The sequence below is a fragment of the Leptolyngbya sp. FACHB-36 genome (genome assembly GCF_014695955.1).
Classification (GTDB): domain Bacteria; phylum Cyanobacteriota; class Cyanobacteriia; order Leptolyngbyales; family Leptolyngbyaceae; genus FACHB-36.
Genome location: NZ_JACJPG010000309.1, coordinates 1 through 12,423, shown reverse-complemented (window position 1 = coordinate 12,423; position 12,423 = coordinate 1). Strand labels below are relative to the sequence as shown.

9 protein-coding genes are annotated in these 12,423 nt (G+C 53.1%); 6 read left to right on the top strand and 3 right to left on the bottom strand.

All coding sequences use genetic code 11. From position 1 onward, the window contains the following. The coding region (locus H6F43_RS08470; protein WP_190342357.1) for a serine/threonine-protein kinase at nucleotides 1–987 on the top strand (987 nt) is incomplete at its 5' end. Between the two features lie 64 nt (nucleotides 988–1,051). Here the strand turns inward: H6F43_RS08470 and H6F43_RS08465 are convergent. Both H6F43_RS08465 and H6F43_RS08460 read right to left on the bottom strand, forming a co-directional pair. Beyond that, on the bottom strand, nucleotides 1,052–1,939 hold the full coding sequence (locus H6F43_RS08465; RefSeq protein ID WP_190342356.1) for a universal stress protein: 888 nt from the start codon (nucleotides 1,937–1,939) through the stop codon (nucleotides 1,052–1,054). 403 nt (nucleotides 1,940–2,342) lie between these two features. Beyond that, nucleotides 2,343–2,537: an NblA/ycf18 family protein gene (locus H6F43_RS08460; RefSeq protein WP_190342355.1), complete on the bottom strand. Its 195-nt coding sequence runs from the start codon at nucleotides 2,535–2,537 to the stop codon at nucleotides 2,343–2,345. Between the two features lie 381 nt (nucleotides 2,538–2,918). On the opposite strand from H6F43_RS08460, the gene thrC reads away from it, so the two are divergent. The 5 genes from thrC (at nucleotide 2,919) to H6F43_RS08435 (ending at nucleotide 11,038) form a co-directional block, all read left to right on the top strand. Then, a complete protein-coding gene (gene thrC / locus H6F43_RS08455) occupies nucleotides 2,919–4,220 on the top strand; it encodes a threonine synthase (RefSeq protein ID WP_190342354.1) in 1,302 nt (433 codons plus the stop codon). A 90-nt stretch (nucleotides 4,221–4,310) separates the two neighbouring features. Next, a complete protein-coding gene (locus H6F43_RS08450; RefSeq protein ID WP_190342353.1) occupies nucleotides 4,311–4,586 on the top strand; it encodes a MoaD/ThiS family protein in 276 nt (91 codons plus the stop codon). A gap of 392 nt (nucleotides 4,587–4,978) precedes the next feature. Beyond that, nucleotides 4,979–6,235 carry an efflux RND transporter periplasmic adaptor subunit gene (locus H6F43_RS08445; protein ID WP_190342352.1) on the top strand — a complete coding sequence of 419 codons (1,257 nt, stop codon included), beginning with the start codon at nucleotides 4,979–4,981 and terminating at the stop codon, nucleotides 6,233–6,235. A gap of 315 nt (nucleotides 6,236–6,550) precedes the next feature. Then, nucleotides 6,551–7,729 carry a TRC40/GET3/ArsA family transport-energizing ATPase gene (locus tag H6F43_RS08440; RefSeq protein ID WP_190342351.1) on the top strand — a complete coding sequence of 393 codons (1,179 nt, stop codon included), beginning with the start codon at nucleotides 6,551–6,553 and terminating at the stop codon, nucleotides 7,727–7,729. Between the two features lie 621 nt (nucleotides 7,730–8,350). Next, entirely contained in the window at nucleotides 8,351–11,038 is a 2,688-nt protein-coding gene (locus H6F43_RS08435; protein ID WP_190342350.1) for a DUF3536 domain-containing protein, read from the top strand. Between the two features lie 82 nt (nucleotides 11,039–11,120). Here H6F43_RS08435 and H6F43_RS08430 read toward each other — a convergent pair whose 3' ends face one another. Continuing rightward, nucleotides 11,121–12,422 (bottom strand): CO2 hydration protein, encoded by a 1,302-nt coding sequence (locus H6F43_RS08430; protein WP_190342349.1) that lies wholly within the window; start codon nucleotides 12,420–12,422, stop codon nucleotides 11,121–11,123. Nucleotide 12,423: the final 1 nt, after the last annotated feature.

Here is a 12,423-nt window from a genome sequence, read left to right as displayed (position 1 = left end):
TTTATGGGAACGCTGGCATACTCGTCGCCAGAGCAAATGGAAGGTCGAGAACTGGATGCCCGATCGGACATTTACAGCCTCGGCATCATGATGTTTGAGATGCTGACTGGCAAAATGCCGCTGCAAGCCGAAACGCACTCGTTCGGCAGTTGGTATAAAGCGCACCATTACCAGTCGCCCCGATCGTTTATCTCTGCGAATCCCGCCGTGCGCTTGCCGAAGGCGCTGGAAAATTTGGTGATGGGGTGTTTAGAGAAATCGCCTAACCATCGTCCCCAATCGATCACCGAAGTCCTCAAAGCTCTAGAGCCACTGGCACAGCGGTACAGCGGCAATCAGGAAATTAGTCAGCGCTTAAGTGAGGTGCTATCGAAGGGGTTGCCCCCTGTGGAAGCAAAAGCCGTCGCCGTTGATGCCGTGACAGAGGCGCGTCGAGTTGCCCGCTGGCCCAAAAGTAAACCGATCGCCGAGATTGTCTTTCCTCAGCCGTTGGAGACCAGCCAAGGAGCCATCGCAACCCTCTGGGTCATGCTGCCTCAGAAGGAAATTGAGCATCTGCAAGTTAATAAACTCTACAACCGCATTTACAAAAACTTTCTTTGCTCAATGTCACCGCATCCAATGGTGCTGTGGATTACCGCATTCTACAATCCCCTACACAGTCAGGAAAAGGGACCTCGGTGGCTCCGCTGCTACCTAGATTTGAAGTCAGCGCACGGTCAAGAAATGGTGCGGCTGTTGGGAGATAAAAAAGAGTATCACGTTCTGCTGTTTGCGCTGGAAAATCCCGATCGCTGCGCTCACATCATGTCTATTCCAATCCAGTCATTTCAGTGTTCACAGTTGCAGGAGTGGGCGATCACCAGTCAGCCACGCGCCTCGCTTGGGCAGCCCAGCCTGAGTAAAACGCTGCTGCAAGCTGAACTGGAGAAGCTAAAACCCAAAGTCCTGGCGGCAATGGAAACCAGTCCCACCAACTTTTTGTAGTCCATCGAGTGAGGTAACTCGACCCACGCGAAATCGCTAGAAGTGAGTGCCTGCTGGCTCCTAATCAGCGTGTCGGGCTGGGCGGAAAGTAAATAATTGGATGCCAACTGCGCCTCAGCAGTTCGCTGGTAAAGCTGGGTATGGACCATTGTAGAAGCTTTCCGATGCTGCCTGATGAGGTAGCGATCGCGCTGACGTCTTGCATCTGAGCCGCTTCCAAAACTTCTAGTACAGGGTTACCCACCCGAACTTCTACCGGAGCCACCTGTACCTTCAGCACTTCTAATTCTGTTTTGACGCTTGCTAATGCCTCTTTCGCCGCTTCTACTTGATAGTCTTTTGGAAGCTCGCGCCGCCCAACATCGTCCACCACCCAACAGAGGTGCAATCGTTCCAGGCAGTTTGGTGAGCGATCGTGGGCAAGCTGTTTGAGGCGATCGAGCAAGTATTTTGATGCATTGCTGCCGTCGTAAGGCACTAGAAGACAGCGAAACAGATGACGACAGCGCAAATCAAATTCTTCAGCGGTGTAGGTCGAGACCAGTTGGGGACGGATGACCATTAGCGGCACGGTTGATCGTTGGCATAGTCCCATCGTGGTGCTGCCAAACAGCTTCTCAGTCAGTAGATTTCGCGTCGGCATTCCCAGCACGATCAGATCCGCTTGATGGGTTTGGGCAGCGGCTGAAATTGCATCGATCGCACGCCCTGATTCCACCATCACCGTGACATTCACACCAGATGAAGGACTCTTCAGTGCAACGTTCAAGCGCTGTTGAGCCGCGTCCACCTTCTCGGTGTCTACTCGTGGAATGCCGCCGATTTCTCGCAGTGGCACGCAATGCAAAAAGGTAAGCTGCTCAAGCCCCAAGGCTGCCAAGCTGGGAACGAAATGGGCGAAGCGATAAACGCCATCGGAAAAGTCAGTGCAAACGAGCAACCGCTTAAACATACCAAGGCCCAAACCTGAGAGTGGCTTGCTTTAACACTACCATCCTCAAGCCTGCCGATAAACTCAGAGCCACCAAATTGAGCAGCGCTAGTCATCCAGGTTTGGCTGTAAAAGAAATGAGCGGATAACTTCAACAGCGTCCACTGCGGTACGGTCTGCTAGCCAGTAGGATCTATCTTAATGACACTTGCCACTGTGCAAGCTACCCCTCAACGAAGCGAATGAGGACGTTAGCAGTGGAATAAATGACAATGTGCAGATGTACAACAAGTTGAAACGCTAGTTCGACTACTTAGTCTAGTCAGTCTTAGTCTAGTTAGTCTAGAGTGACGCCCCAGATCCCCAGCTTCTTTCCCATCAGAACAAAGCCAGAGAATGAGGTCGCCTGTCGATCAGCAACGTGTTAGAACTGAGGACCTGCTTCCAAGCCCCACTGATGCTTCAGGAAATGCTTGTACATATTTTCCCGCATGATCATTTGCTCATAGAGCTTGATTAGAAAGTCTTGAGCTTGTTCACGGCTCATCTTTTGCACTTGCGTTTCAAAGGAGCGAATACTGAATTGCTGCTCCAGAGTTAGTTCGGCAGGTTGGTTCATGGTAGTTGGACTCCAAATGAGAGAGAGTAGCTTTGCGAATGCTACCGAAGCGGCTAACCACATTCCGTAGCGTTTGACTCAGCAAGTGCTGAATCTGTTCAAAGTGCCCTGATGTCGAAACCAGGTGACTGCTTTGTATTACAGAATATAACAACTATTTGACAAACTGCCCATACCCCCCTTGAGGTAATCTTCTCAAACCTAGAGTACGTCTACAGAATTGTCTTTTGTAGAAGGTATCTCTCGAAAGCAGGATGAGCTGCTGAAACATACCCGACTTTTTTAGTCGGGTATGTTTGACTAGGTATATACCGCGTGCTAACATCAGGCAAACTGCATCGAAAACCCTGCTGACTGCTCAGAATTGAGGACATTCAAGCCATGACCCAAGCCACCCAACTGCTAGCAAAATCCACTGCAACCTTTCGAGCGCTGAAGTGTAAGGAGTGTGGCGAAGAGTATGAACTCAAAGCCATGCACGTTTGCGAGCTGTGCTTTGGTCCATTAGAGGTGGCATACGATCTCAATGAACTGCGGCGGACTGTTACTCGCGAAAGCATTCAAGCAGGACCGAATTCAATTTGGCGCTATCGTCCGTTTCTGCCCGTTGCGACTGAAACCCCGATCGATGTGGGAACGGGCATGACGCCGCTGGTACAAGCAAATCGGCTGGCACGGCGGCTGGGATTGAACAAGCTGTACATCAAGAATGATGCTGTCAACATGCCCACGCTTAGCTTTAAGGATCGCGTGGTTTCGGTAGCGCTGACTCGTGCGCGAGAACTGGGCTTCACGACGGTGTCCTGTGCTAGCACGGGCAACCTGGCAAACTCGACAGCGGCGATCGCGGCTCATGCAGGCTTAGACTGCTGTGTGTTTATTCCAGCAGATCTAGAAGCAGGCAAGGTCATGGGCACGCTGATTTATGGTCCGACCGTGATGGCAGTGCATGGCAATTATGATCAGGTCAACCGTCTCTGTTCGGAAGTGGCAAACACGCATGGATGGGGCTTCGTCAACATCAATTTGCGCCCTTACTACTCCGAAGGCTCTAAAACTCTAGGCTACGAAGTTGCGGAGCAGCTTGGCTGGCAACTGCCCGACCATGTTGTGGCTCCGTTAGCATCAGGGTCGCTGTTCACCAAAATCTACAAAGGCTTCCAGGAGTTTGTGCAAGTTGGGTTGGTGGATGAAAAGCCTGTGCGCTTTAGTGGTGCTCAGGCGGAAGGGTGCTCTCCGATCGCCCAAGCCTTCCGCGAGGGGCGAGACTTCATTGCGCCCGTGAAGCCTAACACGATTGCCAAATCAATTGCGATCGGCAATCCGGCTGACGGCGTTTATGCCGTGGACATCGCTCGTAAAACCAATGGCAATATCGAGTCTGTCACAGATGCCGAAATTGTGGCAGGCATTAAGCTGCTAGCGGAAACCGAAGGCATTTTTACCGAAACGGCTGGTGGAACGACCATTGCGGTCTTACAAAAGCTGGTGGAAGCAGGAAAGATTAACCCAGATGAAACCACCGTGGTTTACATTACAGGCAATGGCTTAAAAACTCAGGAAGCCGTTCAAGGTTACGTCGGCGAACCGCTGACCATTGAACCCAAGCTGGACAGCTTCGAGCGGGCGCTAGAGCGCTCCCGAACGCTCGATCGTCTGGAGTGGCAGCAGGTCCTCGTCTAAACAATTGAAAATTTTGAATGATGCATGTTGAGTTGAAAGCTCATCTTTGTCATTCAAAATTCAACGCTCAAAATTACAATGCAATCTCCCATGTCTGTCAAAGTTCTGATTCCAACTCCTCTGCAAAAATTAACGAATAACCAAGCCACGGTTGAGTGCAATGGCGGCACGATCGGTGAGTTGCTAAACTCGCTGGAGCAGTCCTGCCCTGGAATTAAAGCGCGTCTGTGCGATGACCAAGGTGAACTGCGGCGGTTCGTCAACTTCTACGTCAATAGCGAAGATATTCGCTTTTTGGAAGGTACAAACACACCCCTTAAAGATGGGGATGAGGTCAGCATCATTCCAGCGATCGCAGGCGGATGAGCCGCGCTAAAGGCAACCGGGTTAGTTAGATAAAAGCTAACTGGTCATGGGAATGGGTCTGCTTCGCTTTCCTACTCCCACCCAATTTTTAGTAAATCAAAATCACTACACCAACCTTTTTGGTGTAGTGATTTTGCTTGTTTTCTGAAATGACTAGTTTATTTCCGTTTCTTATCAAACACTGGCAGTTTTCAAGCGCTGCTTCTGCAAGGAGACTCGTTTGGCGATCGGGTGAATCGCTAAGACATTGTTAAAATCTATCTAAGGGTGTCTTTGTTCGGTTCTCCGCGGTTTGGTTGTTGCAGGAGTTCGCCCGTATGCCTAAGTTACTATGTCAACAAGGCTCTATCCATCGGCTACTACCAGCCGGACAGACCAGGTTCAAAAGCGCTGTGAGTTGGCTATTGCTGGCTGGGTCCTTGCTCCTCGTCTCTAGTTGCTCTCCAGAAAAAGAACGAGCGGGAGCAGAACCACAGCCATTTCCCGTCGGCAAGCAAGTGGCAACACCTGTGGAGGTGGCGGTTGCCAAACCTGCTGTGCTAAAACAGCCGATCGAATACACCGGAAAGGCTAGACCGCTACAAGAGTTGACGCTGCGTGCTCAGTCAGATGGACAGCTTCTGAAGCTAAACGCTAAGGTGGGCGATCGGATTCGGCAAGACCAGCCCTTGGTTCAGATTGATGATGCTGCTCTAAAGACAGCGATCAGCGATGCTCAATCGCAACTTGCAGCGCAGCGGTCACAGGTGACTCAGCTACAAGCGCGAGCGGCATTAAACCGTCAAGAGGCGGAACAGGCGCAAACTCGGTATCGGAATGCTCAGAACGAAGCGACTCGGCTGGATCGGCTTGCCAGAAACGGAACCATCAGTCGTCAGCGAGCAGAACAAGCCCGCGCCACTGCAAAAAGCGCTGCTGAAGCGCTGCGATCGATCCAACGAAGAAGTATTGACCAACAAACGGGGATTGCCGAGGCGCGGGGTCGTCTGTCAGCACAGCAAACGTCGGTTGTGCAAGCCCGTGAGCGGCAATCGTTTGCTGTTCTAACATCGCCCGTGAGTGGCTACGTGTTAGAGCAGTTAGCTAGCGTGGGTGATTCAGTGACATCAGGGACTGAACTACTGCGATTAGGGAACTTTAGCCGCGTTAAGCTGACTGTGCAGGTGTTAGAGCGAGAGCGAAAAACGCTTAGCGTTGGAGATAGCGTTGAGTTGCGTTTTAATGCGCTACCCAAGCAGGTATTTACGGGAGCAGTTGGGAGTATTTCCCCGGTTGCCGATGCGGCATCGCTGATCCCAGTTGAGATCACAGTGGCAAATGGCGATGGCAAAATTGGTATCGGCATGGTTGCGAAAGTGCGCTTAGAGCCATCCCGACCAGCGCGAGTGTTGGTGCCGATCGCTGCAGTGCAGGACGATCGTAATGCAGCCACAGCGAAGCAAGCAACTCCATCTAGTAAAGGGGTTGTGTACGTATTCAACGGCACTGGAAGCAGCGGCAGCGCTGAAGCGCGAGAGGTTGTGTTGGGTGATCGAGCGGATGGCAAGGTTGAGATTCTGTCTGGCTTGAAGGCAGGAGAACGCTTTGTCACTCGCAGCGGTACGCCGCTTAAGGGTGGCGATCCGGTTCGCGTCAGTTTGCTGCCATAGCCGTCCTCAGCTCCATCAAACAGGCTCCACTGTTCATCGTTCATCGTTCATAGATTCGAATTTACGCAGTTTGACCAAAACCTCCGAGGTTTAAGCCACTCTGTCGGTCACAATGCTTGGGTCTTGGTCAAAACCTCCGAGGTTTGCGTAAGTCCTAATAGACTCATGACTGCGTACTGACGCTGTGTCTGTGGCGAAGCGGTGGCTGTTGCCAGCACAGTTTGGACGATCGAGAGGCGTTATGCTTACCCACAGTGGAAAAACCCGATAGAGTAAAAGAATGTAACTAATTCTCAGCAAGGGACATCCATATTCATGCGTGTAATCCTCATGACGGGCAAAGGAGGCGTGGGAAAAACGTCAGTTGCTGCTGCAACCGGACTGCAATGTGCAGAACTCGGCTACAAAACCCTTGTCCTGAGTACTGATCCGGCTCACTCGCTGGCAGACAGCTTCGATATGGAACTGGGGCATGATCCCCGGCAGGTGCGATCGAACTTGTGGGGGGCAGAACTTGATGCGCTGATGGAGCTAGAAGGTAACTGGGGTGCAGTGAAGCGCTACATTACTCAAGTGCTGCAAGCGCGGGGATTGGACGGTGTCCAAGCCGAAGAGTTAGCGATTCTACCTGGAATGGACGAGATTTTCGGCTTGGTGCGGATGAAACGCCACTACGACGAAGGCGAATTCGAGGTGCTGATTATTGACTCTGCGCCCACTGGAACGGCCTTGCGTCTGTTAAGCCTGCCGGAAGTTGGTGGCTGGTACATGCGAAAGTTCTACAAGCCGTTTCGGGGGATCTCCGTAGCGCTGCGTCCCCTGGTCGAGCCAATCTTTCGTCCGATCGCAGGCTTCTCGCTACCCGACAAGGAAGTGATGGACGCACCTTATGAGTTTTACGAACAGATCGAAGCGCTAGAGAAAGTGCTGACTGACAACACCAAAACCTCGGTGCGACTGGTGATGAACCCCGAAAAAATGGTGATCAAAGAGTCGCTCCGCGCCCACGCCTATCTGAGTCTGTACAACGTGGCAACCGATCTGGTAGTGGCGAACCGGATTATTCCCGATTCCGTATCTGATCCCTTCTTCCAGCGCTGGAAAGAACTGCAGCAGCAGCACCGTCAGGAGATTCACGACAACTTCTCGCCGCTGCCGATTAAAGAAGTTCCGCTCTACTCTGAGGAGATGTGCGGGCTGGAGGCGCTCGATCGTCTGAAGACTACGCTTTACCCTGACGGTGAAGATCCCACTCAGGTCTACCACAAGGAAACAACGCTGCGAGTGGTACAAGACCAGCAGCAGTACAGCTTGGAGGTTTACCTTCCTGGGATCGCCAAGAGCCAAATTGAACTCACCAAAACGGGCGACGAGCTAAACATCCGGATTGGCAATCATCGGCGAAATCTAGTGCTGCCGCAGGCGCTAGCCGCGTTGCAGCCAGCAGGGGCAAAAATTGAGGAAGATTACCTTAAGATTCGATTCGCAGCGTAAGGCAAACTTAGGACCTACGCAAGCTTCGGAGGTTTTAACCAAGAATGAAGCATCGTGATCGGCAGAGTGGTTTAAACCTCCGAGGTTTTAGTCAAAGCGTATAAGTCCGCCTCTATTAAAAGCGGGTAGGAACTCTAGATGGCAACCTGTTCGTCTAGTCGATCGTCCTACCCGTTTTACTGCATCTACGGCTGAAGTAATCTAGTTAGCTAGTGTTACGACATGTTGCTATAACTACCAGCACTGCAAACTCTTGTAGTGATCCCTTAAGCAGGGATTAAATTTATCTAAAAGTTGCGGTTGAATCAGGTATGTTGCAATGAATTTCCGAGAGTTTGCTGAGAATTTCAGAAATTAGCGGTTTTAAGATCTAACTCTAGCCCCACTCAAGTCTCCCTGAAGATAGACGCGATCCCCATTTTTCTAGCCGTTTAGTTAGATTCGGCTCGATCCAGGAATCGGCTACATTGACGACTCGACCAAGCTTCCCCGTAAGAACTTCCTGATTAATTGCCCCACTCATCCCCATCACACGATGGACGCCAAGCGACTTGTATTCACAACTTGCTCTACAGTCGCTTGGTTGAGTGACGATCTCTTACCCTTTCAGAACCTTCTGCTATGACCTCTACGTCTGACGCCCGTCCGTCCAAACCGTCTTTGAATGGGAATCTGGCTAGCCGTGGCTCGACGGTTGATCCCGATCCCGCGCTGCTAGCCCCAGATTTGACTCATCAGAGCGGCGCGGCGATCGCAACCGATCCCCTTCGCACCGCGCAAGGTGTGTACATCACCGTTCACGGGCACTTCTACCAGCCCCCGCGTGAGAATCCGTATTTGGACGCGATCGAGCGCCAGCCCAGCGCAGCACCCTTCCACAACTGGAACGAGCGGATTCACCACGAGTGCTACCGTCCCAATGCCTTTGCCAGAGTGCTGAACGACCACGGCGATGTGGTAGGGATCGTCAACAACTACGAATACCTCAGCTTCAACATCGGTCCCACGTTGATGAACTGGCTAGAGCGGTACGATGTTGAGGTCTACCAGCGGATTCTGGATGCTGATCGCAAAAGCTGCGAGCGCCTGAATGGACATGGCAACGCGATCGCCCAAGCCTACAACCACATCATTCTGCCGCTGGCAAATCAGCGCGACAAACTGACTCAAATTCGCTGGGGCAAAGCAGACTTCCACTCTCGTTTTGGGCGCGATCCCAAAGGCATGTGGCTGGCAGAAACTGCTGTTGATTACTCAACTCTAGAGGCACTCGTCGCCGAAGGGATTCGCTTCATTGTCCTGGCACCCTCGCAGGCGCAGCGCTGTCGTACGCTCCCCACTGCCGACAATCCAAACCCTGACTGGCACGAAGTCGGCGGTAGCCAGATTGATCCAACTCGTCCCTACCGCTGCTTTTTGCAGAAGCCTGGGGAGCCGCCTTCTTCCCAGCCCCCATTCATTGACATTTTCTTCTACGACGGTCCCATCTCGCGGGATATGGGCTTTGACAGCGCGTTGAGCAGTTCCTACAACCTGGTAGGGCGACTGGGGCAAGCGGTGCGCGGAGATCATCGTCCATCGCAGCTAATTGCGGTAGCAACAGACGGCGAGACGTTTGGGCACCACAAGGGCGGCACCGAGAAATGTTTGGCGTATGCATTTGCGCATGAGTTTCCTGATCGCGGCTGGACCGTAACCAACTTTGCTCACTACCTATCCCTGCATCCACCCGCGTGGGAAGTTGAGTTGAAGCCAGTCACAGCGTGGAGTTGCGCTCATGGCGTCGATCGCTGGCAGGACGACTGCGGCTGCGGTGGGGGCGGTAGCTGGAACCAAAAATGGCGGCGTCCCCTGCGGGATGCGCTGGATTGGCTGCGGGATCAGTTAGTCAAAACCTATGACGATGCCGGACACAAGCTGTTTCGCGATCCCTGGCTGGCGCGCGATGAATACATTCAGGTGATCCGCGATCGCACCGTTACCAACGTCAACGCCTTTTTATCCCGTCATCAAGCGCGCAAGCTCAGCAATGCCGAGCGAATCGACGCTTTGCGGCTGCTGGAGATGCAGCGACACGCGCTGCTGATGTACACAAGCTGCGGCTGGTTTTTTGAAGAACTTTCTCGCCCGGAAGGGGTGCAAATTCTTCGCTATGCGGCAAGAGCGCTGGAACTGGCAGGCGACGTGACGGGCGTTCAACTGGAGGCGGCGTTCGTCAAGCGGCTGACGATCGCTCCTAGCAATGTCGATTGGTTTAAGCACGGCGGCGAAGTGTATCGGCAACTCGTCAAATCCGCGCAAATTAACTTAGAGCAAGTGGCGGCACACTACGCGATTAGCTCACTGTTCACCACCTACGCCAAAGAGCAACACCTCTACTGCTACAGCGCCAATCAGCTAGACTACCAACTCCAGCGCATGGGTCCCCTAACCCTTGCAGTCGGGCAATTGCAACTGGTTTCAGAAATCACCCGCGAAAGCGTGCATCTGGTGTTTGCGGTGCTGCATTTGGGCGGTTGGGATTTCCACTGCTGCATTCAGCCGTTTGGAGGACGCCGCAGCTACACGATGCTGAAGGATCGTCTGTTTGCGGCGCTGACGCAGGCAAGCGCTGCCCAAACCATTTTGGCAATGAGCCAGTGCTTTGGCAGCCAGTCCTACAGTCTGCAAAGCCTGTTCGCTGAAGAGCGCCATCGGATTATGCGGCTGCTGTCTCAGGAGACGCTAACGCGGCTCGACCAACTCTACACGCAGGTGTACCGTGACAACTACGGAGTCCTGATGGCGTTCCATCGAGACGAACTGGCTGTGCCGCAGGAACTTCAGGTTGCGGCGGAAGTTGCCTTGACTCAGCGAGTGCTGCTTTCCCTCCGCGCATTGGAGCAGGAAAGTGGAGAATCGACTCCAGCAGAGCTGAACCATCTCGTTGAGTTGGAGGCGATCGCTACCGAAGCTGCTCTGCTCCACTGCACACTCAATCTACCAGAGGCAAAGCAAACCCTGGAGCGGCTGATTCTGCGATCGCTGTGGACCCTGCTGCATACCCCTAATGGCAAAACCGTCGAGGCGGTGGTGGAGCAGTTAGAGCGACTGATTGAACTGGGCGATCGCATGAGTTTGAATCTGTCGCTGGCAAAGGCGCAGGAACTGTACTTCCAGCGGCTGCACCAATGGCTGATCCCAGAGTGCTCTAGCTGGCAGTCGGGTGAAGGGCGATCGGCAATCCCGGCAGCGGCTCTAAGGCGACTGCTGCAGCTTGGACAGCGCTTATCGGTAGACGTGTCGTACTGGCTGAGTCAGCTACCGTAATCACTCAACCATCACACTAGAAGCCACCAGCAATTAATCAATCGCTGGTGGCTTCTGCGTACCGAGCCGACAGGAATTTCAATTAGCGATAGTTCTGGTTTTGAATATCTCGCAAGCGAGCTTCAGGACGCAGGAACCGATCCATTTGCGCCTCAAAGAAGGCGCGGTTTGCCTTCAGGTGCTTAGGATTGGGATCATCTAATGGGTAGAGCAGAGCAGTCCGCAATGCCTGAATCACGGCGGAGGTGACGCAGTACATCGATCGCTGGAAGCTGACCGCTAGTTGAATCAGCATGTCGTCCTCGCCCCGACAGTACTGCTGGTAGTAATCGACGAGATATTGCGGCAGAAAGTGCAGCATGTCCTGTGCCAGCAGGGTCGGCGGGATGCCCGCGGTACCCACTGGAAATTTGTCAGCGTACAGGACGCCATAGTGAAAATCTTTTTGGTCGTCGGGCACTTGACCCGCTTGGGCGTTGTAAGACTTGGTGCCTCGGAACGGTGACGTGCGGTAGAACACCGCTTCCACGTAAGGCAGAGCCGCCTCATACAGCCAGGTAAAGCCCTTCGACTTGGGAATGATTTCGTAGCACTCACCCCGGATGTAAACGTGGTGGTAAATAGGACGCCCCGCGATCGCAAAGATGCCATTCACCAGAAAGTTCATCGCATCAGGGACGCTGGCGATTTTACCTTCGTCGTACAGGTCTGACATCTCGAAGAACACCGGAGCCATGACTTCCCAAAACAGTCCTAGATTGGAATAGTAGGACATCTGACGGCACTGCTCCAGGAACAGTTCTGGAAAGGCGTTGTGCAGCCCCAGCATCAGCGGGTTGCCCTTGAAATAGGCGCGAATGGCACGATCGGCATTTGCCTTGTACTCGTCGCTGTCCAGATAAGAATCGAACTGGTTGACCGACGTGGACATGCCTCGGTGCCACAGCATCGATCGCATGCACTCTTCCGCGAACTCCATGTTGATGCGATCGTGCCACCAGTGGTGGAAGATGCGCGGCAGCTTCATCTTGAGTTCGCCTTTCTCAATGAACTCCAGCAGCTCTGGGTGTGCTGTCGCTTCACCGCGCCAGATGCGGAGATCGGCGTCGTCACCCGCATAGTGGTTGTGCCGCTCTAGATACTCTTTGGGAATGAAGTACTTGAAGAACGGCAGTGGATCGAGGAATACCTGCTCCGCAATGTACAGCAGATCGCGCCAGTAGAAGTCCATCGGCACCGCGTATGCCTTGTACAAGCCGATGATCTGCATCAGGTTTTCAGGCGTGTCGGGGAGCATTGCGCCGCCTGCTTCGAGGCGATAAATGATGTTGGCGTAAGGATGCTGAGAAGGGGGAATTTTAGTGGCGGTTGCTGCCGTGTTCATG